Raw genomic sequence first — 24,367 nt, forward strand, 5'->3', positions numbered from 1 at the left:
ATTGGCCAGCAAAGGAGTACACCTATGGCTACCACAATTCAACTGACGCAGTCTTCCTCCGACCTGATCGGTTACCTCAACGGTTGGACCAGCGGTTTCGGTTCGACCTATGGTGCGTTCTACGACGCTCAGACCAGCTCTCTCGCCACCACCACCATTGACCCAAACACGACCTATGAGGCGTGGGGCGATGGCAGCTCCGGCGGCAAGGGCATCGTCATGAGCGGCGCTCTGCAATACTCCCAGGGCAACCTGACGGGTTCGGTTGACAGCATCGTTCTGGGCACCGGCTACAGCCAGTCCAGCAGCGGCATCGCGGTCAGCCAGCAGGAACTGCTGATCGACCCTGACAGCGCGTACTCGCTGGCCGGTGCCCGCGATCTTCTCGATCTCGCCGTCTACCAGCTTGCCCGCTTCGGTTCGCTGGCCGGCTTCTATGATTATTTTGCGGCCACCGGCACGGTGATCGAGGATACGGCTGCCTCCAATACCCTGACCGGTTTTGCCGGTGCGGATACCTTCGTATTCTCGGGCGGCAACGACGTCGTAGCGGCTGGCCCGACCGGAACCTATGGCTATCAGGACGGCACGGATACGCTTGATGTCTCGGCCTGGGGCGCAACTTCGGTGGACGATTTGTTGTGGTATAATGATAACGGAAATGCCGTTATCCTTTCCGCAACAGACACGTCCGTCTCCATCACGCTGAATGGCGTCGATGCAAATGTACTCGACGCATCGGACTTCATTTTCGCCAGCGCATTGGCGCTTGCCGCGTAAAGGAAAAACAGGCTGTGGGCTTTCAAAACCACCAGCAGACACCGCCGCAGTCCCTCACTGCGGCGGTTGTTTCGCCCCTTAAAAGCACGTTTCTCGGCGTCGCGCTCGTCAGCGGCGTGGTCAACATACTGGCGCTGACGTCGCCTCTGTTCATGCTGCAGGTCTATGACCGGGTGCTGGCCAGCGGCAGCCTGCCGACACTGGTTGGGCTCGCGCTGCTTGCGCTTGGGCTTTATGGCTTCCAGTGCCTGCTTGATATTATCCGCGCGCGTGTCCTGATCCGTATCGGCGAAGATTTCGACATGCGTTATTCCGGGAGAGTGCACGACGCGGTGGTACGCCTGCCGCTCGTCAACCGCATGCCGGGCGATGGGCTGCAGCCGCTGCGCGATCTCGACAATGTGCGCGGCTTCCTCTCCGGCACCGGACCGACCGCCTTTTTCGATCTGCCGTGGATGCCGCTTTATCTCGGCATATGTTTTCTGTTTCATGTCTGGATCGGCGTGACCGCGCTCGCCGGCGCCGTGCTGCTGGTATCGCTCACGATCCTCACCAACATCTTTTCGCAAAAGCCGATCCGCGACACCATGGTGGAAAACATGGCCCGCAACCGGCAGCTGGAAGCTTCGCGCCGCAATGCCGAGATCGTGCAGGCCATGGGGCTTGGCCGCCGGCTCGGCAAACGCTGGCAGAATTCCAACGAGGCCTATCTCGCCGCCAACCGCAAGGCAGGTGACGTGGCCGGTGGTCTCGGCAATCTCGCAAAATCGCTGCGGGTCGTGCTGCAATCGGCCATTCTGGCGGTTGGCGCCTGGCTGGTCATCAGGCAGGAAGCCTCTGGTGGTGTGATGATCGCCAGCTCGATTATGATGGGCCGGGCATTGGCCCCCGTCGATCTCGCCATTTCCAACTGGAAGTCCTTCGTGGCCGCCCGGCAGAGCTGGGCGCGGCTGAGAGAGCTGTTTGCGCAGATGCCGGCCAATGCCGCCGCCATGGCCCTGCCAAAGCCGGAAAAGGAATTGCGGGTCGAGAATGTCACCATCGTTCCGCCGGGAGAAAGAAAACCCACCGTCACCGGGCTTAGTTTTGTCGTAACCGCCGGAAATGCGCTCGGTGTCATCGGCCCTTCCGGCTCGGGCAAATCCACGCTCGCGCGCATTCTCACCGGCGCCTGGATGCCCGCTGCCGGCAAGGTGCGGCTGGATGGCGCGAGCTTCGATCAATGGGATCGCGAAACGCTCGGTCGCCATATCGGTTATCTGCCGCAGGGGGTGGAGCTGTTCGATGGCACGATCGGCGAGAATATTTCGCGCTTCGACGACAATCCCGATCCGGAGGCTCTCATCGCAGCGGCCAGGGCGGCCGGTGCGCATGAGCTGATCCTGCGTTTTGAAAAAGGTTATGACAGCGATATTGGCGAGGCGGGTTCTGCACTTTCGGCCGGACAACGCCAGCGCATCGGTCTTGCCCGCGCGCTCTACGGCAATCCCTTTATCGTAGTGCTGGACGAGCCGAACGCCAATCTCGATGCCGAGGGCGAGGCCGCCGTGGTCAGGGCGATTACATCGGTCAAGGCGCGGGGCGGGATTGCCGTCGTCGTCGCCCACCGGCCGAGTGCGATCGGCGCCGTCGATTATATTTTGATGATGGAAGAGGGGCGAATGAAGGCTTTCGGCCCACGCGACGAGGTACTGTCGAAGGTGTTGCGCGTTCCGCAGGCGCAGGCGGCCAAGGGATTTGCCGCATCCGCCCAGACCGTCTCGCCGCTGCGTGTCGTTGCCAATGTCCAGCTCAAACCCGCGCTGGTGGAGGATGTTCAGGATGAGCAGAGCCAGGAAGGAGATGCGGATGCCAAACATTGATCAGCGAACCCTTGTCTCCCGCTCCATCCGCAAACATCTCCTTGCCGGTCTTGCCGCAGGCGCAGCACTACTGGCCGGGGTTGGCGGCTGGGCCGCGACGACCAATCTTGCCGGCGCGGTGGTCGCTTCCGGTCACCTGGTGGTGGATTCCTATACGAAGAAGGTGCAGCATCCGAAGGGTGGTGTCGTCGGCGAAATCCTGGTGAATGAGGGAGAGAGGGTAAAAGCGGGCGACGTGGTCATGCGTCTTGACGCGACCCAGACCCGCGCCAATCTGGCCATCGTCACCAAGCGTCTGGATGAGCTGGGCGCGCGCATGGCAAGGCTGGAAGCGGAGCGCGACGACCTTCAGGAACTCATCTTTCCACAAGCTTTGATAGCGCGAAGCGACGATCCCGATGTCGCCTCCGCCATGCGCAGCGAAACGAAGCTGTTCGAATTCCGCAAATCCTACCGTGAGGGCCGCAAGGCGCAGCTTGCCGAACGCATCACTCAGTTCGAGCATGAAATCGAAGGGCTGAAGGCGCAGGAAGTCGCTTATGATAACGGCCTTGCGGTACTGGAAGCGGAAATCACGTCGCAGAAATCCCTGCGTGAACAGGGCGTCGTGTCCGTGCAGCGGCTGAACAGCCTGCAGACACAGGCCGCGACCTTTGGTGGCGAGCGTGGTGAAAAAATTGCCTATCAGGCGCAAACGGCGGGGCGAATCACCGAAACGAAGCTGCAGATCCTGCAGATCGATCAGGAATTGCGCACCGAGGTCGGCCGGGAACTGCGCGAGATACAGGCTCAGATGGGCGAGTTCGTCGAGCGCAAGGTCGCCGCTGAAGATGAGTTGAAGCGCATCGATATCGTCGCGCCGCAATCCGGCATGGTGCATGAAATGGCCGTGCATACGGTCGGCGGCGTGGTGACGCCCGCCGATCCGATCATGCTGATCGTGCCAGACGGAGACGAGCTGGCGCTGGAGGTGCAGATCGTGCCGAAGGATATAGACCAGCTGCAGGTGGGGCAAAAGGCCATGCTGCGCATGACCGCCTTCAACCAGCGGGTCACGCCGGAACTGGAGGGCCATGTCAGCCGTATCGCGGCTGACATCACCACAGATCAGCGCACCGGTCTTTCCTATTATCTGGCGCGGATTTCCGTACCCGTTACCGAGCGGAAGAAGCTGAACAATGCGCCGCTGATGCCGGGCATGCCTGCCGAGGCCTTCATCCAGACCAGCGAAAGAACGGCGCTGTCCTATATCGCCAAACCACTCACCGACCAGATCAGCCGCGCCTTCCGCGAGGAATAGCGAGCTTTTTGCCGGTCCTACGCTGTCATAGCCGTGCGGCGGTGGCTCCATTAGGCGAGGCACGCGTCGCGACGAACGACACGATCTATGAGGTGAAATTGTAGGCGGCTATCGAGCTTGGGATAAAAAAACGGTGACATGAAGCACTATCGGCGGCAAAAGGTTTGAACCGATACCGGCTCGTTTTTCATCCATTGGTGCTGGCCTTATGAATATCAAGCAGCTCGAAGTCCTGCGCACGCTTCTTTCCACCGGCTCGACCATCGCCACCGCCAAGGCCATGGGCCTCAGCCAGTCCGGCGTCAGCCGGCTTCTGGCGCAGCTCGAGTCGGATCTGTCGCTGACACTGTTTGCCCGTGACAAGGGGCGGCTCATTCCGACGCCGGAGGCCGCACTTCTTGCCCGTGATGCGGAAAATGTGCTGCTTGCCGTCGACCGCATGTCCGGCCACGCAGAAGATTTGCGCAATGGTGCTGCCGGTCCGGAAATCGTCCGCATCGGCCTGCCGAGCAGCATGTGGGAAAATTTCGCGCCCGCCATGCTGATCGACTATGTCAGGGATTTTCCCGGCGTTCGCATCGAAACTTTTTTCGAAACGACCACCGCCATCAACAAGCTGGTGGGTGAGCGGGTGATCGATCTGGGTTTCCTGCGGATGGAAGGCGAGATCGGGCCGGGCATCGATGTTGAGCGTGTTGCGACCGGCGAGAGCGTCTGCGTGGTCCGGGAGGATCATCCGCTGGCCGACCTTCAAGAGATCACCGTCAAGGACCTGCGCGATATTCCGCTGATCCTCATTGGTCGCCAGCGGCCGAACCGTATGGCGCTCGATCAGGTTTTCAAGAAGGCCGGCGTCAAGCCGATGGTGAAGATCGAGACCCATACCAACAGTTCCGCCTGCGCCTATGTGGCGCACGGGTTGGGGGTAACGATCATCAGCAGTTTTTATGCGAATCTCTACCGGCATCTTCCCGTTGTCGCCCGACCATTCGTCCCGCAGGCGACGCAGGAATTCGGCCTTGCCCGCGCGTCGGGCGCACCGTTGTCCATCGCCGCCCAGGCACTCAGCGACGCCTTGAAGCGGGAAATCCAGCTTTCGCAAAAAATCGACTAAAAACGGGATTTGGGCGGGAAATCTCATTGTCGTCATCAGCAGGAAACGCGGCCGTCATTCTGCATAGCTATATGACGTTTACGCATAATATTGCGTGATATTTCTCAATCCGTCATAGTTACCAGCAACGAAACCGATAGAGGCGGGATGTCATTCCCGGCCATCAATCGTGGGGAACCGATGATAAGATTCATACTGAGCCGTCTTTTGATGGCGCTGCCGACGATCGCATTCGTGTCGATCACGGTCTTTGCGCTCATCCGCTTCATCCCGGGCGATCCGGCCGCCCTGATGCTGGGCGATATGGCACAACCTGAACAGATCGAGGCGATGAGGACCGAACTCGGCCTCGACAAGTCCATGCCGCAACAATTCGTCATCTGGGCCGGCAATGTGGTGCAGGGCGATTTCGGCCGCTCCATCGTCAATGACGAGGCGGTGTTGCCGCTGGTCGTCTCGCGCTTTCTCGTCAGCGCAGAGATCGTCGTGGTTGCCGTGCTGCTCGCCAGCCTGATTGCGGTTCCCGCGGGCGTCATTGCCGCCTGGAAACAGAACAGCGTGACCGATCTTGCGCTGGTGGGAACGGCAACGCTCCTGCTGTCCATCCCGACATTCTGGCTGGGTCTTCTGCTTCTGCTGTTCTTCGGCCTAAAACTCGGCTGGTTGCCGGTGCTGGGATATGTATCGATCAGCGACAATCTCGTTGGCGGCATGCTCTATCTCGTCCTGCCTGTCATGACGCTTGTCATCCATGAAATGGGCGTTCTGATCCGCATGGCGCGCGCCTCGACGCTGGAGGTGCTGCGGCTGGATTACATCACCCATGCCCGCGCCAAGGGGCTGTCGGAAAGCGCCGTTCTCTGGCGGCACGCCTTCAAGAATGCCTTTGGCCCGACCTGGACGATGATCGGCCTCATCCTCGGCAATCTTCTCGGCGGCATCGCCGTCATTGAGACGGTGTTCACCATTCCGGGGCTGGGACGGCTGATGGTCGACAGTATTTTCGCCCGCGACTACCCCGTGATCCAGGGCTGCCTGCTGTTCGTTTCGCTGTCCTATGTGCTGGTCAACCTCTTCGTCGACCTTCTTTATCCCCTCTTCGATCCGCGTGTGGTTGCCGAATGAAAAAGTTCACACTCAACGGGCTTATCGGCGGCTTCCTCATCGCCGTCCTGCTCATCACCGCCATCACCGGCCTGCTCTGGACGCCCTACGATCCGATGAAACTCGGTTTCGCCTCGCGTCTGGCCGGACCAAGCCCCAGCCATCTTCTCGGCACCGACGAATTCGGGCGCGATGTTTTGAGCCGCCTGATGGTCGGCGCGCGCGCCAGCGTCTGGATCGGTTTTCTGACGGTCAGCTTCGCGACGATCTTCGGCACCCTGATCGGCCTTGTCAGCGGTTATGCGCGGGGCTGGGTGGATGGTGTCATCATGGCCATCAACAATGCGCTCTTGGCCTTTCCGGGTATTCTTCTGGCACTTGGTCTGCTCGCGGTTTTTGGCGCCAACCAGTATGGCATCATCTTCGCGCTCGGCATCGCCTATACGCCGTCCATGGCCCGCGTGGTGCGCGGTGCAGTGCTTTCACTGCGCGAGCGGGAATTCATCGAGGCGTCGATGGTGATGGGCAATGGTGAGATCTACACCATGTTCCGCCATATCCTGCCCAATTGCATTGCGCCGATCACGGTTCTCGCTACCTCCATGTTCGGCTGGGCCATCCTGTCGGAAAGCGCGCTGTCCTTCCTCGGTCTCGGCGTGCCGCCGCCGGCCCCCACCTGGGGCAACATGCTGGCCGCCGGTCGGCCCTTCATCCAGCAGGCCGTGTGGCTGGGGCTTTTCCCGGGTCTCTGCATCGCGCTGACGCTGCTTGGCATCAATCTTCTGGGCGATGCCCTTCGCGACAGGCTTGACCCGCGCATGAGAGGTCTCAAATGACGGACAATACTCTTCTTACCGTGCGCGGCCTTTCGCTGGAGGTCAAAGGAAGCGGCCACCGGGTGGTGAAGGATGTCTCCTTCGATATTGCCGCTGGTGAAATCTTCGGCATCGTCGGCGAAAGCGGTTCGGGAAAGACGCTTGCCACCCGCGCGCTCATCTCGCTTCTGCCCCCGGCGATTGCCGTTGCCGGTGGATCGGTCATTTATAAAGGGCAGGATGTTATGTCCCTGCCGACGAGCGAGCTTCGCCGACTGCGCGGCGCGGAGATCGGCGTCGTGTTTCAGGAACCGATGACCTCCCTTAATCCGTCGATGACGATCGGCCGCCAGCTGGAAGAGGGGCTGATCCTTCACACGAAATTATCGTCCGAAGAGCGCCGCGAGAAAATTCTCGATATGTTGCGGCGGGTCGGCATCCGCGATCCGGAAGGTGCACTGGCAGCCTATCCGCACGAGTTTTCCGGCGGTATGCGCCAGCGCATCATGCTCGCCTCGGTCATGCTGCTGAAGCCGGCATTGCTGATCGCCGACGAGCCGACGACGGCGCTCGATGCTGTCATCCAGCGCGACGTCATGGAATTGATGGTGGAACTGACACGGGCGGAAGGCACCGCCGTGCTGCTCATCAGTCACGATCTGCCGATGGTGGCGCGTTATACCAGCCGCATCGTGGTGATGGAAAAAGGCGCGATTGTCGAACAGGGCCGCACCGAGGACCTGCTTGATGCGCCGCAGCACCCCTATACGAAGAAACTTCTCTCCTCCCTGCCGTTCCGCGGCGAGGCGCGCAGCATCGACACGTCCAAGGCGCCGATGGTTTCGGCCCGCGATATCGTCGTCGATTATGCCGGCCGCAAATCTCTACTCAAGAAGGCCAAGCCGAAGCGGGCGCTGCACGGTGTCAGCATCGATATTCATGAAGGTGAGGTTGTGGCGCTGGTCGGCGGTTCGGGCTCCGGCAAGACAACGCTTGGCCGCACCATCGCCGGTCTCGTCAAGGAAAGCGAAGGACAAATCCGCTTTCAGGGCAGGGAGCGCAACGAGGACTGGAAGGACTACCGCCTGAATTGCCAGATGGTGTTTCAGGATCCCTATTCCTCCCTTGATCCACGCATGACCATTCAGGCGCTGGTGGAAGAGGCGCTGCGCCTCGTGCCCGGCCTTGATCAATCAGCCAAGCGCAAGCGGGCGCTGGAAACGCTGGAGGAAGTTGGGCTGGGCGCCGACTATGCCGGCCGTTATCCGCACGAGCTTTCCGGCGGCCAGCGCCAGCGCGTGGCGATTGCCCGCGCCATTGCCCGCCGCCCGCGCTTCCTGATCGCCGACGAACCGGTTTCGGCGCTGGATGTGACGGTGCGGGCGCAGGTGCTCGATCTCTTTTCTGATCTGCAGAAACGTTACGGTTTTTCCTGCCTGTTCATCAGCCACGATCTCGGCGTGGTGGAGCAGGTGGCCGACCGCGTCGTCGTCATGCAGGACGGCCGCATCATCGAAGAAGGTGACCGCGACACGATTTTCGACAGTCCGAGAGAGGCCTATACGCGCCGGCTGCTTTCGGCCATTCCCGCCCTCGACCAGAATGAAAAGGGCGGCGTGACACTGAAATGGCGTCTGGAAGATGAAGTTTAACAGGAAGATGACAATGACTGTGGCTGCCCAACTGAATGCGATCTGTGATGCACAGCCTTTCGTGACGCGCTTCATGGTGCGCAATCTCCTGACCGGCGAAGAGATCGGCCGGGGAGAAAACGAGGAGACGCCGTCGGGCAGCACCCGCAAAACATCGATCATGATGGCTGTGCTCAAGGCCGCGAGCGAAGGGCGGATCGATCTCGACCAGCCCGTCACCTATGAAAAGCGGCTGGCGGAAGAGGTGGCGAGCGGCATGTTCCGCTACATGACGCCTGGTATTGTCATTTCCCTGCGCGATGCGCTGTCCGGAATGATGGTGCTGAGCGACAATGTCTGCACCAAGATGGTGCTGGAACGGCTGACTCTGGAAGAGGTGGACGGCTATTGCAAATCGCTCGGCATGGCCAATACCCACCACCGTTTCCTCATTCCGCCGCTGGCGCTCGCAGCGGATCATCCGCTGAAGACTGTCACCACCACGTCGGCGGCGGATCAGGTGCTTTTGCTGCAAACCATTCTCGATGCGCAGTCCTCGCCGGAAGCGCAGGCGAAGCTCGGTTGCAGCCCGCAATTGTGCGAATGGGCGATGCAGACGCTGAAAAACCAGATTTTGCGTTATGGAATTCGCTCCCGCCTGCCTTTCGAGGCCATGGTGGCCAGCAAAAGCGGACGCGGCAAGCGCGGACGCATGGATGCGGGCATCGTCTACAGAAACGGCGCGCCGTCCTTCATCATCACCGCCTATACCGATGAGGTGCCGCAAACCATGCCTGACAGTACGCCGGGATACACCATCGCGCTCGAAACGATCGGCCGGCTGGCACAGGCCTGCTGGGACGGTTTTCACCAATGATAATCAACGACAACAAAGAGGGTAGAACAGTGAAAAAATTTCTTCTTGGAGGCGTTGCCCTGCTGGTAACAGCCAATATCGCGGCGGCCCGTGACATCACCATTGCGCAGAGCTCTGATCTGCGCAGCAGCAATCCGGGCGTCAACCGCGACGGCAATACGGATGGCGTGATCCTGCACATCGTCGAAGGTCTCGTCGGTTACAACAATGCCGGCGAGGTGAAGCCGCTTCTCGCCGAGAGTGTCGAGGTTGCGCCTGACGGCCTGACCTATACGTTCAAGCTGCGCAAGGACGTGAAATTCCACAATGGCAAGCCGCTCACCGCAGAGGATGTCGTCTGGAACTGGACACGTTACCTGAAGCCGGAAACCAAATGGGCCTGCCTCAACGATTTCGCGGAAGGCGGGGCAGCACACGTCACCGGCGTCAAGGCCACAGATGCATCGACGGTTCAGATCACGCTTGCAAAACCCTCCGCCGTTTTTCTCGGCCTCATGTCGCGGCCGGAATGCGGTTATACCGGCATGATTTCGCCGGAATCGGTTGCGGCCGATGGCAGCTTCGTCAAACCCATCGGCACCGGCCCGTTCCAGTGGAACGAATGGAAGAAGGGCGAATATATCCGCCTTGCCAAATTTGCCGATTATGTTTCGCCGGCAAATGACGGCAAGCCTGATGGCATGGTCGGCTCCAAGCGGCCGCTCGCTGACGGCATCAAGTTCATGGTCATTCCCGACGCCTCTACCGTGAAGGCCGGGCTGGAATCCGGCGTGCTCGACACGGCCGAGATTTCTCCCGATCTCATTCCGGAGTTCAAGACCAATGAGAAGATGCAGCTCATCGTGTCTCGTAACAACGGCAAGAACCTGTTCTACATCCAGACCCGCGACAAGGTGCTGAGCAATCCCGGCGTGCGCCGCGCCATGGCGATGGCGCTGGATCTCGATGAACTGGTCGCTGCCGCATCGAACGGCACGGGTGAAGCCAACGGCTCGATGGTCTCGCAGGACTCGGTCTATTACGACGAGGCCCAGAAGAAGCGCCCGGCCTATGATGTCGAGGCCGCGAAGAAGGAACTGGAGGCCGCCGGTTACAAGGGCGAGCCGATCTCCATCATCGCCAACAAGCGCGGCAACGTGCCGAGCTTCCCGGCTGCCGTCATGGCACAGGCGATGATGCAGCAGGCAGGTCTCAACGTGCAGATCGAAGTGCTGGATTATGCCACGCAGGTCGACCGCCGCCGTTCCGGCAATTATCAGGTGATCTCGCAGTCGGTCGCCCCGCGCCTCGACCCAGCGCTAATGTATGCCTTCTACGTCGGCAACAAGGACAAGAACGCTTCGCTGATGTGGGATGATCCGAAGGCGATCGAGCTGATGAAGGCCGCTTATGTCGAGGCCGATCAGGCGAAGCGCCAGAAGATTTTCGATGAGTTCCATGAGCTGATGCTGAAGGAAATGCCGGGCATCTTCCTCTACGACATGGTCGATGTCTGGGGTGCCACGAAGAAGCTCAAGGGCCAGCCAGTCTGGCAGTCGAACGCCCGTCTCTGGGAAGTCTCGGTCGACAACTGATCCGCTATCGCCCGCGCCGGAGGCGGACCCCGGCGCGGGTATTTCCATCATAGACCGTAATGATTTGGCGGCCCGTCCGCCGAAGCGTTTGCGCGCGCCCTTAAGGGCAGGAATACGAGGACAAGCCATGAACCGTGACGCCGTGATGTCGATTGCCGCCGAAATCGAGGCAATGAAGCCCGATTTCACCACCTTGAGCGACAGAATCTGGGATTTCGCCGAGCTGAAATTTGAAGAACGGCAATCCGCAGGGGTTCTGGCGGGTGCGCTCGAGGAGAATGGCTTTGCGGTTCGCCGCGGCGTTGCAGGCATGGAAACGGCCTTCATCGGCGAATTCGGCAGCGGCAAGCCGGTCATTGCTTTCCTTGGAGAATTCGATGCGCTGGCAGGCATGAGCCAAGTGGCCGATGTGGCCGAGGTGTTGCCGCACGAAGAGGGCGCCACGGGCCATGGCTGCGGCCATAACCTGCTTGGCGTCGGCTCGCTGATGGCAGCGATTGCCCTTGCCCGGCATCTGAAAGCCAACAATCTGCCCGGCACGGTGCGTTATTATGGTTGCCCCGGTGAAGAGGGCGGTTCCGGCAAGACCTTCATGGTACGCGCCGGCCTGTTCGACGATGTCGATGCGGCTTTGACCTGGCATCCGGCACCCTTCAATGGTGTACGTTCCACCAATAATCTTGCCGTGCTGGAATATTTCTACCGTTTTAAGGGTGTTGCGGCCCACGCCTCCAACGCCGCCCATCTCGGGCGTTCGGCGCTCGATGCCGTCGAACTGATGAATGTCGGCGTTAATTTCCTGCGCGAACACATGCCGCAGGATTGCCGGGTGCATTATGCAATCACCGATACCGGCGGCAAGGCGGCGAATGTGGTGCAGGCAAAAGCCGAAGTGCTTTATCTGATCCGCGCCCCGGAAATGCGTCAGGCGCTCGATCTTGCCGCGCGGGTGGACAAGGTGGCGCGTGGTGCTGCCATGATGACCGAAACCGAGGTGGAGATCGTCTTCGATACCGCCTCCACCAATCTCCTGCCCAATATCACGCTGGAAACGGCGATGCATGAAAACATGGTGGCGCTTGGCCCTGTCGCCTTCGATGAAGCGGATATCGTTTTCGCAAAGAGCATCCAGGACACCTTTACTGACGAGGCGATCAAAAGCAGCATTCGGCTTTACCAGATAAAGGATGATGTCTTTTCCAACCGGAAGATCGACGGCTCGACACCTTTGCACCTGGGCCTGCGGGATTTCGAGGGACAGTCGCATTTCCGGGCGGGTTCCACCGATGTCGGTGATGTCAGCTGGGTGACACCGACGGCGCAGTGCTGGACGCCCGCCTGGGCGATTGGCACCAATCCGCATACCTGGCAGGTGGTAGCGCAGGGCAAAAGCCCCGCCGCTCACAAGGCCATGGCGCATGCCGCCAAGACGCTTGCATCGACCGGTCTTGCGTTGATGACCTCGCCGGAACTGCTCGCCAATGCCAAAAAAGAGTGGCAGGAAAAGACCGAAGGTAGCAGATATGTCTGCCCGATTCCCCCCGATGTCATGCCCGGTTCCCACTTGTAAGACGCTACGCGCCCATCACGCCCGCTCGTCAACAGCTCCATCTGCCGCCAGATTTTTACGGGCAGCGTGGTGAATCGCATAGACGTTCCAGATGAAGAGACAGGATGTTCCGGCGGTCCTCTGAAGAGAGGGCTGGCGGTTTTTCGGCGTGGAATAAATCTTCCATCATAGTAGACCTGATCCTGAGTTTCGAACCGGGTGTTCGTAATTTCAATGGCTTATGGCTCTCCGCCTCAAGGGCGAGAATGAGGCTGATGGCGTCTTGATATTGCCGTTGGCAATCCGGTTCGGAACGCGTTTCTTCAGGAATTTCCCTTTATCACCGCCTTGTGTGCCGCTTTGTCGTGGGGCTGCGAAGAAAGCATTGACGTTCGAACCAAAAATGGAATAAATATATCGAACAGACAGAAAATCGGTTTCATTATTCCGTTTTCTGAATCTGAGGAGGTTGCGGCGGGCTTTCAGGTCCGCCTCCGGTTGGGAGAGGCGGCACCGGACGCCATGGAGGAGAAAACGCAATGAAGAAATTTATCATTGGCGCAGCCATGTCTGTGCTTCTCGGCACAGCAGCACATGCGGAGACGGTCGGTGTCTCGATGGCGCTGTTCGACGACAACTTCCTGACCGTGCTGCGTAACGGCATGCAGGATTATTCCAAGGAACTGAAGGGTGTGACCCTGCAGGTCGAGGACGCTCAGAACGACGTTGCCAAGCAGCAGAGCCAGATCCAGAATTTCATCGCTTCCAAGGTCGACGCAATCATCGTCAATCCGGTTGATACGGATGCGACGGCGGCCATGTCGAAGCTCGCTGCCGATGCCAAGATCCCGCTGGTTTATGTCAACCGCCAGCCGGTAAACGTCGACAACCTGCCCGATGGCCAGGCCTTCGTGGCCTCTGAAGAAACCGTGGCCGGCACGCTTGAAGCCAAGGAAGTCTGCCGTCTTCTCGGTGGCAAGGGTAAGGCCGTTGTCATGATGGGCGAACTGTCCAACCAGGGCGCGCGCATGCGGACACAGGCGGTCCACGATGTTCTGAAAACCGACGAATGCAAGGGCATTTCGATCGTTGAAGAACAGACCGCAAACTGGCAGCGTACCCAGGGCTCCGACCTCGTCACCAACTGGCTGTCCAGCGGCGTCGAGTTCAACGCCGTCATCGCCAATAATGACGAAATGGCCATCGGCGCTCTTCAGGCTCTGAAGTCCGCCGGTAAGGACATGAAGGACTATGTCGTCGCCGGTGTGGATGCGACGCAGGACGCGCTTGCCGCCATGCAGGCGGGTGATCTCGACGTCACGGTCTTCCAGGACGCTGCAGGGCAGGGCAAGGGCGCGCTCGATGCCGCGCTGAAGCTCGTCAAGGGCGACAAGATCGAGAAGAAGGTCTACATTCCCTTCCAGCTCGTGACGCCTGAAAACGTCAAGGACTACGTGGCCAAGAACTAACGCCCGCCTTCCGGCATCAGCGCCCGTTTTCGATATAGGGCGCGGATGCCGGCTCTCGACGGCGCCGGAGGAAAAGCTTCGGCGCCTGTGCGGGCCAGGATTGAATTTCAGTGAATTCAAACTGTTACAGCGCCCTTTTTTGTCGTGACCGACATGGCGCTGTAAGCCTCCCCGGAGGCGAGGCGCCTTATGGCGAGCCTGTCGCCGGTATTTTTGTCTATTGTGGAGGATGAGATGGTCGTCAGTCCATCGACAATGGCCGCCGTGCGCGCCAGCGGAGCCGTGCCGAATGCGGAATTTCTTCTCGCGGCGGATGGCATACGCAAGGAATTTCCAGGCGTCGTGGCGCTCGATGATGTGCAGTTCCACCTTAAGCGCGGCACCGTGCATGCGCTGATGGGCGAGAATGGCGCCGGCAAATCGACGCTGATGAAGATTCTCGCCGGCATCTACCAGCCTGACGATGGCGAAATCCGCCTGAAAGGCGCGCCGATACGTCTCGATTCCCCGCTCGATGCGCTGGAAAACGGCATCGCCATGATCCATCAGGAACTGAACCTGATGGCCTATATGACGGTGGCCGAAAACATCTGGATCAGGCGCGAGCCGAAAAACCGGCTGGGTTTCATCGATCATGGCGAAATGTATCGCCGCACGGAAACGCTGCTGGAACGGTTGGGCATCGATCTCGATCCGGAAACGCGTGTCGGCGAGCTTTCCGTCGCCAGCCGTCAGATGGTCGAGATCGCCAAGGCGGTTTCCTACAATTCAGACGTTCTCATCATGGACGAGCCGACATCGGCTTTGACGGAGCGCGAGGTTGAGCATCTCTTCCGCATCATTCGTGATCTGAGGGAACGGGGTATCGGCATCGTCTACATCACCCACAAGATGAACGAGCTGTTCGAGATCGCCGACGAGTTCTCCGTTTTCCGCGACGGCAAATATATCGGCACCCACGCTTCCACCGATGTGACGCGCGACGATATCATCCGCATGATGGTGGGTCGCGAAATCACCCAGATGTTTCCGAAGGAAGAAGTTCCGATCGGTGAAGTTGTGCTGTCGGTCAAGAACCTGACGCTCAATGGCGTGTTCCATGATGTGTCATTCGATGTCCGCGCCGGTGAAATTCTCGGCGTTGCGGGTCTTGTCGGTTCGGGACGATCCAATGTAGCCGAGACGGTGTTCGGCGTCACACCCGCATCATCGGGTAACGTTTCAATCGACGGTAAACAGGTTTCGATCGACAGCCCCACGAAGGCCATCAGCCACCGCATGGCGTTCCTGACTGAAGACCGCAAGGATACGGGGTGTCTGCTCATTCTCAATATTCTTGAGAATATGCAGATCGCCGTTCTGCAGGACAAATATGTCGCCAATGGTTTCGTGCAGGAAAGCGCGCTGTCGGATGCCTGCGAGGAAATGTGCCGAAAGCTCCGGGTCAAGACGCCGCATCTCTATGAGCGCATCGAGAACCTGTCGGGCGGCAACCAGCAGAAGGTGCTGATCGGTCGCTGGATGCTGACCAAGCCGCGCATTCTCATTCTGGATGAGCCGACGCGCGGCATCGATGTCGGGGCCAAGGCGGAAATTCACAAGCTGGTTTGCGAGATGGCGCGCCAGGGCGTTGCCGTCATCATGATTTCCTCCGAAATGCCGGAGGTTCTGGGTATGAGCGACCGTGTCATGGTCATGCATGAAGGTCGGGTGACGGGTTTCCTTGATAGAAGTGAAGCCACGCAGGTGAAGGTGATGGATCTCGCATCGCGGTGAGGCGCGCCGGGATTTCTCGAGGAGGAACGATTATGACTACGAACGCCGCCAACGCTGAGTTGGACGCAAAATCCGGACGCAAGCCGCACCGGCGCATCCCGCCCGAGGCCAATATCTTTTTCGTGCTGATCGGCATTGCGCTGGTTTATGAGATTCTCGGCTGGATTTTCATCGGCCAGAGCTTTTTGATGAACCAGCAGCGTCTGACGATCATGATCCTGCAGGTGTCGGTGATCGGCATCATCGCCGTTGGCGTGACCCAGGTCATCATCACCGGCGGTATCGATCTTTCCTCCGGCTCCGTCGTCGGCCTGACGGCGATGTTGGCCGCCAGCGTGGGGCAATCGTCCACATGGCCGCGGGCGCTTTATCCGGGGCTGACCGATCTGCCCTTCTTCATTCCGCTGGCTGTCGGCGTTTTGGCTGGAGCCCTTGCTGGTTTCATCAACGGGCAGCTTATCGCGCGTACCAAAATCCCGCCCTTCATCGCAACACTCGGCATGATGGTGACGGCGCGTGGTCTTTCCAAGTGGTATACGAAGGGTCAGCCGATTTCCGGTCTGACGGATGGGTTCAACTTCATCGGCACGGGCATCTGGCCGGTCGTGGTGTTCCTCGTCGTCGCCGTCATCTTCCATGTGGCGCTGCGTTATACGCGTTACGGCAAGTTCACCTACGCCATCGGCGCCAACCAGCAGGCGGCCCGCGTTTCCGGTATCAATATCGAGGCGCATCTGATCAAGGTCTATGCCATTGCCGGCATGCTGGCCGGTCTGGCAGGCGTTGTCACTGCCGCCCGTGCACAGACGGCGCAGGCCGGTATGGGTGTGATGTATGAACTCGACGCCATCGCCGCGGCCGTTATCGGCGGCACCTCGCTTGCTGGCGGTGCTGGCCGCATCACCGGAACTGTCATCGGCACCATCATTCTTGGCGTCATGACTTCAGGCTTCACGTTCCTCAGGGTCGACGCCTATTACCAGGAGATCGTCAAGGGCCTGATCATCGTCGCCGCCGTGGTCGCCGACGTTTACCGCCAGAAAAAACGCGCAAAGCGCTAAACACTCCTCCTCCCGGACTTGGGGCAAGCTTTCAGGGCTTGCCCCTTTTTTATGCCCTGACGACAGGGATACAATCCGGATCGGAGGGCAGGCGGCAGATTGTCAGGCCTTGCTGTCTCGATATGCGTGAACGGCTTTGCCGAAGGCTTCGAACAACGCGCGCGAGGGCGCATCCGTCTCGGCCCAATATTCCGGATGCCACTGCACGCCGACAGCAAAGCCCTTGGCGTCGATGACGGAGACAGCTTCGATGGTGCCGTCCGCGGCTGTCGCTTCCACCTGCAGGCGTGGTGCGGTCTCGGCAATCGCCTGTCTGTGCAGCGAATTGATCTGGATTTCACCAGCCATGCCGAGATGCTGCGCAATGCAGGAGCCTTCGCGTACATGGACCGGCTGGCGGATGGCGAAGGCGATGTCACGGTCGGCATGTTCCGGTTTCCGGTGGTCCCATGTTCCGGGTTGTTCCTGAATTTCGGAAGCCAGCGTGCCGCCAAGCGCCACGTTCAGCTCCTGAATACCGCGGCAGATGGCCAGCATCGGAATGCTGCGCTCGATGGCGCGGCGGATGAGCGGCAGGCTGGTGGCGTCGCGGGCCGGGTCGAAGGGACCGTCGCTTTCCTGCGCCTCCTTGCCGTAGAGGGAAGGATGCACATTGGTGGCGGAGCCGGACACGAGCAGGCCATCCACCCGGTCGAGAATGGCGTCCACCTCGTTACCATCCTCGAAAGCCGGTACGATGAAGGACATGACGCCCGCCACCTTCAAAGCGGCGGAAAGATACTGGTTTTGCGCGGCGTGCCAGTCGGCTCCGGCAAAATGCCTGATGTCGGCGGGAACGGCGATGATGGGTTTTGGCATGGTGGCTCCGGGACGAATCTTCGAAATTTGTGCGACTGCCGGTGGGCCAAGTCAAGCAGGCGTTTTGGGTTTTGGCAGGGATGGATGCTGCTAAAGTATAAGGCTCTCCCGAAATATTTCAGTTGCAAATAAAATACGACGGAGAAGCCCTGAAAAGGCGGGTTTTTCGGCGATTAAATCTTGACGCAGGTGCTTGTCAGCCGGGCGGTAACCGTGCTTACTTTGCTGCGATGCCTGAACAGCAACGAGGGGAATTCAAAGCTGCGGGCAGCGTTCATATCTGGGAGGATATAGATGGATCGCCGTTCCTTTATGAAAAAAGGTGCGCTTGCGGGAGCTGCCACAGCTCTGGCCGCGCCTGCCATTGCACAACAGAATACCAAGATCACATGGCGCCTCACGTCGTCATTTCCAAAATCCCTCGACACGATCTATGGTGGAGCCGAGGATATTGCCAAACACGTCGCTGCTGCGACGGATGGCAACTTCACAATCCAGACCTTTGCCGCCGGTGAGATCGTGCCCGGCCTGCAGGCGGCCGATGCCGTCTCATCCGGCACCGTCGAAATGTGCCACACCTGCTCCTATTATTACGTCGGCAAGGATCCGACCTTCGCCATTGGTACGGCGATACCCTTCGGCCTCAATGCCCGGCTGACCAATTCCTGGTTCTACGAAGGCAACGGCAACAAGCTGCTCAACGAATTTTATGCCAAACACAATCTCTATGGCATGATTTCAGGCAATACCGGTGCCCAGATGGGCGGCTGGTTCCGCAAGGAAATCAACACCGTCGACGATTTCAAGGGCGTGAAAATGCGCATTGCCGGTCTCGCCGGCAAGGTGGTGGAAAAGCTCGGCGTCGTGCCGCAACAGATCGCTGGCGGCGATATTTATCCGGCGCTGGAAAAAGGCACCATCGATGCAGCTGAATGGGTCGGTCCCTACGACGACCACAAGCTTGGCTTCTACAAGGTGGCGAAATATTATTATTATCCCGCCTTCTGGGAAGGCGGTCCTGTTATTCATTCCTTTGTCAATCTGGACAAGTGGAACAACCTTCCGAAGAACTATCAGACGGTGCTTCAGGATGCCTGCGCTTTCGCCAACACTAATATGATGGCGAAATACGACGCCAAGAACCCGACTGCGGTGCGGCAGCTCGTTGCTGAAGGCGCTGTTTTGCGACCCTTCAGCCAGGAGATACTCGAAGCGTGCTACAAGGCGGCGCTGGAGGTCTATGCCACAATTTCGGCATCAAATCCCGATTTTAAAAAGATCTATGAGGATCAAGTTGCCTTCAAGCGCGAGGGTTATCTTTGGATGCAGCTTGCGGAATACACCTTCGATACTTTCATGATGATTCAGCAGCGAAACGGAAAACTCTGATTTTTCGGTAAAAGGCGGACCGGGCAAAAGCCCCGGAGACTTCGGTCTCCGGGGCTTTTGCTTGTCTATATTGGTCTTTCAAGCCTTTCGAAGACCGCCACCCGTTGTTGATGGCGGGCGGCGGCAATCGGTACGGCGTTTGGTTGCTTTGATTTGGTATGCGCTACACTGCCATTATGGCCCGATCTTCGGCGGTTGCCCAAGATCGGGCTGCGTGTTTCGCGAGGGCTGTGGACCACCCAAATTCAGTGGCGGCAGGCCAAGGGCGGGTGCCGGTTGCTGTTGCCCCACGGAGCCCTGCGCCGGCCCTCCCAAATTCAGCGGTGGGAGACCCATGGAGGGCTGCTGCCCAGACCCTCCGCCGAGCGGCGGCAAAGATAGGCCGGTCCCTCCAGGCCCACCGGGTATTTCGATGTTGATGCTGTTTGGATCGACCGTGGTGTGGCTGCTCTTATAGGTCATTACCAGCCCGGGAAATGCAATGACAATAAGTATCATCGCAAACTGGATGACGATATACGGCAACACGCCCTTGTAGATTTCCGTGGTTTTCACCCCCGGCATTTTTTTACCCGTCACTTTATCCACCCATGCGGCGTTCGGGGCAATCGACCGCAGGAAGAACAGAGAGAAACCGAAAGGGGGCGTCAGGAACGAGGTTTGTAGGTTGATGCCGAGAATGATGCCGAACCAAACGAGGTCGATGCCGAGTTTTTCTGCCACCGGCGCGAGCAGCGGCACCATGATGAAGGCTATTTCGAAGAAATCCAGGAAACAGCCAAGAATAAAGATGATGATCGTCACAACGATCAGGAAACCGTATTCGCCGCCTGGAAGTGCCAGCAGCAATTCTTCAATCCAGACGTTGCCGTTGATGCCGTAGAAGGTGAGACCAAAAACGCGTGCACCGATCAAGATCATCATGACAAAAGCTGAAAGCTTCGTTGTCGCGTCAAGCGCATTCTTTACCGTCGAGAACGAAAGCCGGCCTTTGGCGAGTGCCAGGATCAATGCGCCGGTCGCACCCATTGCGCCACCTTCAGTCGGTGTGGCGATGCCGAGAAAGATCGTGCCGAGAACGAGAAAGATCAGCGCGAGCGGCGGCACGAGAACAATGATCACCTGTTCGGCGAGACGGGAAATCACCTTTTTATTGGTACGGCTATTAAAAATCGCGAGGAGATATACCGCAAAAACCGCAAAGGCCAGTGCTGCGACAAGCTGCCATTCAGGACTTGCAACGCCGCGGAAAAGCACGTGCATGCCGAGGAAATAGAGAGCTATCGACAAAGCGATCATTACCAAAAGCGATGTGATGCCATTTCCAAGCGTGCGCGCTTCTTTTGGAAGTGCAGGCACCAGGGCTGGTTTGAAAATAGAGATCGCAAAAATGTAAGCGCAATAGATCGCGACGATCATAAGCGCTGGATAAAGCGCACCAATATACATGTCGCCCACGGAGCGACCCAGTTGGTCCGCCATGACAATCAACACTAGAGAAGGCGGAACGATCTGCGCCAGGGTACCTGAGGCGGCAATCGTGCCGGCGACGAGGGGACGGTTATAGCCGTAACGCATCATGATCGGCAGTGAGATGAGGCCCATTGCCATAACGGAGGCCGCCACCACGCCCGTTGTCGCACCCAATAGCGCACCAACGAGAATGACGGCATAGGCCAATCCACCGCGGACCGGGCCGAAAAGCTGTCCGATCGTATCGAGGAGATCCTCCGCCATGCGCGACCGCTCAAGAATGATCCCCATGAAGGTGAAAAAAGGGATCGACAACAGGGTATCGTTGTACATGATCCCGTAGATGCGTTCCGGATGGGATTGCAGCAACGGCCAGAACAGGCGAATCTCAGGGGAAATCCAGGACAGTTCGACGCCGATTACGAAATAAATGAGACCACCGGCGGCGAGGGTAAAGGCGACCGGGTACCCGAGAAGCAGCATCAGCATGACGCTGCTGAACATGACCAGCGGCAGGTTATGTGCGATGAAATCAATCATGTCAGCCTCCTGCCGTTTCGTTGTTTTCTGCTTCAGAGTCCGACAGTCCCTGCTCGCGGGGATCGGCAATATATCCGGCGATCACGGCGTAGCGCTTGATGATTTCCGAAAATGCCTGAAGCAAGAGCAGGGAAAAGCCTAGCAATACGACGAGTTTGGCAGGCCAGATCACCAGACCGCCGGCATTGGAGGACATTTCTCCAGAACTAAAGGAGTTCCAGAACCAGGGCCAGGCGAGATAAGTCATCAACCCGGCGAATGGTATAAGGAAAATCACATGCAGGACGAGATCCATAACGTCGCGCGTGCGCTTCGACCAGGTCGATGACAGAATATCGATCCTGACATGTTCATTTTTGAGAAGTGCATAAGCTGCCGCCAGCATGAAAACGGCGCCGTAAAGGTACCATTGCACTTCAAGCCAAGCGTTCGAGGACATATCGAAAATCTTGCGCACGACGGCATTGGTCGCGCTGATCAGCACGGCTGCTAACAACAGCCAGGACACGGATTGACCTATAACCGTTGTAACCGCGTCAACGGCACGGCTAATTCCCAGTAAAAATTTCACTTTCCCCTCCTCAGGATCCTGCGCAGATCCGGATCGTATTTTTTTGTTTCTGAACCTGGTTGCTTATTGCAAAGCAGGGTCGATTTTCTTGTATAGCGTTGCTTATTAAGCCGACTTTCAAAAAGCAACAGCGAAGGGTTGATCCTCCTCCTTCGCCCGCCGACAGCGCGTGCAACGGCTTTATCGTGCACTGATTTGACAAGGCGCGCTACAGCGCGTGGCAGTTTGGCAGGCATAAATTCTGCTTTTTCTGTGGCCAGGGGAAAAGGCGTTGCCGATCAACGACGCATTGCGCTTTTCGGCGACTTCATGTTACGTCTGGCTCCGGAGAATCCGGCATGGACTGTGATCGTCCGCGGGTAAATCGTCTCGTGCGACAGGCATGACGGATGGAGCAAAGGGGAAGCGGAATGAGCGAACATCACACGGGTCCGGTCGAAGTTGGTGCCGAGATGAACTACGCCGAGCACGAAAAGACCTATAACGGTTTTCTGGCCATGACGAAGTATGGCACCATGCTGCTGTGCGTGCTGATGCTGGCCATGGTCGCAGGTTTCTTCACATCCGCAGGCTTCCTTGGCGGTCTGATCGTCTTCGTCGCGCTTTCGGCTGCGGGTTTCGTTCTGCTGCGCTGAGCAATGTCGTTCATGAGCGGTTCCCGGTCCGGGAACCGGGCGATGCCGGATAACCGGAAAGGCCAAGCCATGAAGCGTCTGGTATATTGCCTGTTTCTGCTGGTGGCGATTGCCCATCCTGTCTGGTCGCGCGATCTTTCGCCTGCCGAGCAGGATGGTCTTCGCGCGCAGATCGAGCGGTTCAGCACGGCTTTGAATGCTCAGGATTTTGGAACTGTCAGCAAGACGGTGCCGCCGAAAGTCTTTGAATTCATCGCAAGCGAAGCGGGGATCACCGTCGAGCAATTGCGCGGCGCTCTGACGGCGCAGATGCAGATGGCGCTCGCAGCGGTCAAGATAACCGAATTCACTATGGATACCCAGGCGATCAGCCTCGCGCAAACGCCCGACGGAACGCCCTATGCGCTTGTTCCGACGAAAACGGTCATGGAAACCAGTGGCCAGACAATCGAGGCGAAATCCCATACGCTGGCACTGATGGATGGTGCGCATTGGTATCTACTGCGGGTCAGCGACCAGCAGCAGGTCACTATCCTGCGCAAAGTCTATCCGTCCTTCGCCGAGGTGACATTTCCGGAAGATTCCATGCAGCAGGTGAAATAGGCGAGGCCTGTTCTTTCAGGAGAAACGTCCCGGCCGGAACGGGTCGACCGAGATTGCCGTCTCCTCGCCGCTGGCCAGCTGCGTCACCAGGCGGGCTGTGGCTGCCGATTGTGTCAGCCCGAGATGGCCATGGCCGAAGGCATAGATGACGGAAGGCGTGGCGCGGGCCGTGCCGATGACGGGCAGACAGTCCGGCATGGACGGGCGGAACCCCATCCATTGCTGCCCACCTTCCAGCTTCAGCCCGGGCAGGAAACGCCCGGCCTTCTTCAGCATCGCTTCGGCGCGGCGGAAATTCGGTTTCAGTTCGAGCCCGCCGAGTTCGACGGCACCGCCGACGCGGATTCCCGTCGACAGCGGGGTGACGACGAACCCATGATCATTGAAATAAAGCTGGCGCGTCAGGTTGAAGGCACCAGCGGGCAGGGTGGTGTTGTAACCGCGTTCGGTCTCCAGCGGCACGATGTTGCCAAGCGTTTCGGCAAGCTTTTTCGACCAGGCGCCCCCGGCAATCACCACTTTGTCGGCGTCAATCTTGTCACCGTTTTCGAGCGTCACAATAGTGCTTTCACCGACGGCATCGATACGTTCGGCCTCACCCTTGCGCAGGCTGGCGCCACGGGCAATCACCAGATCGAAAATGGCGCGGGTGAAATCATAGGGGTCGGAGACCTGCAGGCCATCGGCAGAGAATATCGCATGGCGGAACTGCGGTGCGAGACCCGGCTGCAACGCATCGATTTCATTGCGGCCGACACGCTCAAAGGCGAAGCCGGCGCTTTGTTTTTCTTCCCAGTCCCTGCGAGCGGCGTTGAGGTTTGCCTCGCTGTCATAGAGATCGAGCGTTCCGGTCTTTGAAACGAGGTGCGATAGTTCCGGCATGGCGGCAACATTGGCCATTTCCACGGCTGCCAACCGGTTGATTTCCGCAAGCGACTTCAGCCCGTGACGGAAGTTCCGCTCGGCGCTGGCGCGCCAGAAACGCCATAACCAGGGCGCAATCTTGGGCGCATAGGCCGGCGGCACGCTGAGCGGGCCCAGCGGATCGAACAGCCAGCGAGGCGCTTTTTTCATGATGCCGGGCGCTGGGATGGGAATGATCTCGGGAAAGGCCAGAATGCCGGCATTGCCGGAACTCGCGCCGCGGGCAACCTCGCCCCGCTCCAGAAGCACGACGTCGCGTCCGGCATTCTGCAGATAAAGCGCCGCCATGGAACCGATGATGCCGGTGCCGATCACCAGCACATCGCATTTCAGGGTTTTGGTCATCGGCGCTCCTGCAAACTAGTCTTTCACCCCGCCATAACAATGAATGCCGTTTGGATGAAAGGCCGCATCGCGTCGTTGACGCAGAAATATCAGCACTGTGGCAAATAAGCGGTTTGA

The 24,367-nt window shown here is 58.8% G+C and carries 20 protein-coding genes; 16 read left to right on the forward strand and 4 right to left on the reverse strand.

All coding sequences use genetic code 11. The annotated features are described in order from the left end of the window. Nucleotides 1–24 precede the first annotated feature (24 nt). The 13 genes from NYR50_RS21835 to NYR50_RS21895 all read left to right on the forward strand — a co-directional run bounded on the left by NYR50_RS21835 (nucleotide 25) and on the right by NYR50_RS21895 (nucleotide 16,912). Complete coding sequence (locus tag NYR50_RS21835) at nucleotides 25–780, forward strand: hypothetical protein (protein WP_174009913.1); 756 nt, start codon at nucleotides 25–27, stop codon at nucleotides 778–780. Between the two features lie 14 nt (nucleotides 781–794). After that, the gene (locus tag NYR50_RS21840) at nucleotides 795–2,642 is read left to right on the forward strand and encodes a type I secretion system permease/ATPase (protein ID WP_418138046.1); all 1,848 of its coding nucleotides are present in this window, start codon (nucleotides 795–797) and stop codon (nucleotides 2,640–2,642) included. Then, nucleotides 2,629–3,942: an HlyD family type I secretion periplasmic adaptor subunit gene (locus NYR50_RS21845; protein ID WP_418138047.1), complete on the forward strand. Its 1,314-nt coding sequence runs from the start codon at nucleotides 2,629–2,631 to the stop codon at nucleotides 3,940–3,942. The genes NYR50_RS21840 and NYR50_RS21845 overlap by 14 nt, the downstream gene beginning before the upstream one ends. A gap of 208 nt (nucleotides 3,943–4,150) precedes the next feature. Next, on the forward strand, nucleotides 4,151–5,056 hold the full coding sequence (locus NYR50_RS21850; RefSeq protein WP_174009910.1) for a LysR family transcriptional regulator: 906 nt from the start codon (nucleotides 4,151–4,153) through the stop codon (nucleotides 5,054–5,056). Between the two features lie 180 nt (nucleotides 5,057–5,236). Further along, entirely contained in the window at nucleotides 5,237–6,181 is a 945-nt protein-coding gene (locus NYR50_RS21855; protein WP_174009909.1) for an ABC transporter permease, read from the forward strand. Further along, nucleotides 6,178–6,996 (forward strand): ABC transporter permease, encoded by an 819-nt coding sequence (locus tag NYR50_RS21860; protein WP_174009908.1) that lies wholly within the window; start codon nucleotides 6,178–6,180, stop codon nucleotides 6,994–6,996. The genes NYR50_RS21855 and NYR50_RS21860 overlap by 4 nt, the downstream gene beginning before the upstream one ends. After that, complete coding sequence (locus tag NYR50_RS21865; RefSeq protein ID WP_418138048.1) at nucleotides 6,993–8,627, forward strand: ABC transporter ATP-binding protein; 1,635 nt, start codon at nucleotides 6,993–6,995, stop codon at nucleotides 8,625–8,627. The genes NYR50_RS21860 and NYR50_RS21865 overlap by 4 nt, the downstream gene beginning before the upstream one ends. Before the next feature lie 13 nt (nucleotides 8,628–8,640). Beyond that, nucleotides 8,641–9,483, forward strand: a complete 843-nt coding sequence (locus NYR50_RS21870; protein WP_174009906.1) for a serine hydrolase — start codon at nucleotides 8,641–8,643, stop codon at nucleotides 9,481–9,483. 29 nt (nucleotides 9,484–9,512) lie between these two features. Further along, nucleotides 9,513–11,057: an ABC transporter substrate-binding protein gene (locus tag NYR50_RS21875; RefSeq protein WP_174009905.1), complete on the forward strand. Its 1,545-nt coding sequence runs from the start codon at nucleotides 9,513–9,515 to the stop codon at nucleotides 11,055–11,057. Between the two features lie 127 nt (nucleotides 11,058–11,184). Next, a complete protein-coding gene (locus NYR50_RS21880) occupies nucleotides 11,185–12,627 on the forward strand; it encodes a M20 family metallopeptidase (RefSeq protein WP_174009904.1) in 1,443 nt (480 codons plus the stop codon). 518 nt (nucleotides 12,628–13,145) lie between these two features. Further along, the gene (locus NYR50_RS21885; protein ID WP_174009903.1) at nucleotides 13,146–14,075 is read left to right on the forward strand and encodes a sugar ABC transporter substrate-binding protein; all 930 of its coding nucleotides are present in this window, start codon (nucleotides 13,146–13,148) and stop codon (nucleotides 14,073–14,075) included. Between the two features lie 234 nt (nucleotides 14,076–14,309). Next, a complete protein-coding gene (locus NYR50_RS21890) occupies nucleotides 14,310–15,851 on the forward strand; it encodes a sugar ABC transporter ATP-binding protein (RefSeq protein WP_174009902.1) in 1,542 nt (513 codons plus the stop codon). 32 nt (nucleotides 15,852–15,883) lie between these two features. Continuing rightward, nucleotides 15,884–16,912, forward strand: coding sequence for an ABC transporter permease (locus NYR50_RS21895; RefSeq protein WP_174009901.1), 1,029 nt, complete (start codon nucleotides 15,884–15,886; stop codon nucleotides 16,910–16,912). Between the two features lie 102 nt (nucleotides 16,913–17,014). Here the strand turns inward: NYR50_RS21895 and NYR50_RS21900 are convergent, their stop codons facing one another. Next, complete coding sequence (locus tag NYR50_RS21900; RefSeq protein WP_174009900.1) at nucleotides 17,015–17,770, reverse strand: gamma-glutamyl-gamma-aminobutyrate hydrolase family protein; 756 nt, start codon at nucleotides 17,768–17,770, stop codon at nucleotides 17,015–17,017. A gap of 294 nt (nucleotides 17,771–18,064) precedes the next feature. Between NYR50_RS21900 and NYR50_RS21905 the strand changes: the two genes are divergently transcribed. After that, on the forward strand, nucleotides 18,065–19,159 hold the full coding sequence (locus tag NYR50_RS21905; RefSeq protein ID WP_174009899.1) for a TRAP transporter substrate-binding protein: 1,095 nt from the start codon (nucleotides 18,065–18,067) through the stop codon (nucleotides 19,157–19,159). A gap of 174 nt (nucleotides 19,160–19,333) precedes the next feature. Here the strand turns inward: NYR50_RS21905 and NYR50_RS21910 are convergent, their stop codons facing one another. Both NYR50_RS21910 and NYR50_RS21915 read right to left on the reverse strand, forming a co-directional pair. Next, nucleotides 19,334–21,172, reverse strand: coding sequence for a TRAP transporter large permease (locus NYR50_RS21910; RefSeq protein WP_174009898.1), 1,839 nt, complete (start codon nucleotides 21,170–21,172; stop codon nucleotides 19,334–19,336). A gap of 1 nt (nucleotide 21,173) precedes the next feature. Continuing rightward, nucleotides 21,174–21,743: a TRAP transporter small permease subunit gene (locus tag NYR50_RS21915; RefSeq protein ID WP_167305673.1), complete on the reverse strand. Its 570-nt coding sequence runs from the start codon at nucleotides 21,741–21,743 to the stop codon at nucleotides 21,174–21,176. Between the two features lie 410 nt (nucleotides 21,744–22,153). Between NYR50_RS21915 and NYR50_RS21920 the strand changes: the two genes are divergently transcribed. Both NYR50_RS21920 and NYR50_RS21925 read left to right on the forward strand, forming a co-directional pair. Beyond that, nucleotides 22,154–22,378: an aa3-type cytochrome c oxidase subunit IV gene (locus NYR50_RS21920; protein ID WP_035216233.1), complete on the forward strand. Its 225-nt coding sequence runs from the start codon at nucleotides 22,154–22,156 to the stop codon at nucleotides 22,376–22,378. Between the two features lie 69 nt (nucleotides 22,379–22,447). Further along, nucleotides 22,448–22,981 carry a hypothetical protein gene (locus tag NYR50_RS21925; protein ID WP_174009897.1) on the forward strand — a complete coding sequence of 178 codons (534 nt, stop codon included), beginning with the start codon at nucleotides 22,448–22,450 and terminating at the stop codon, nucleotides 22,979–22,981. 15 nt (nucleotides 22,982–22,996) lie between these two features. Here the strand turns inward: NYR50_RS21925 and NYR50_RS21930 are convergent, their stop codons facing one another. Next, nucleotides 22,997–24,250: an NAD(P)/FAD-dependent oxidoreductase gene (locus tag NYR50_RS21930; protein WP_418138049.1), complete on the reverse strand. Its 1,254-nt coding sequence runs from the start codon at nucleotides 24,248–24,250 to the stop codon at nucleotides 22,997–22,999. Between the last annotated feature and the right edge of the window lie 117 nt (nucleotides 24,251–24,367).

Origin of the sequence: Agrobacterium sp. El2ro-1b (assembly GCF_048298475.1) — a bacterium.
Lineage (GTDB): Bacteria > Pseudomonadota > Alphaproteobacteria > Rhizobiales > Rhizobiaceae > Agrobacterium > Agrobacterium fabrum.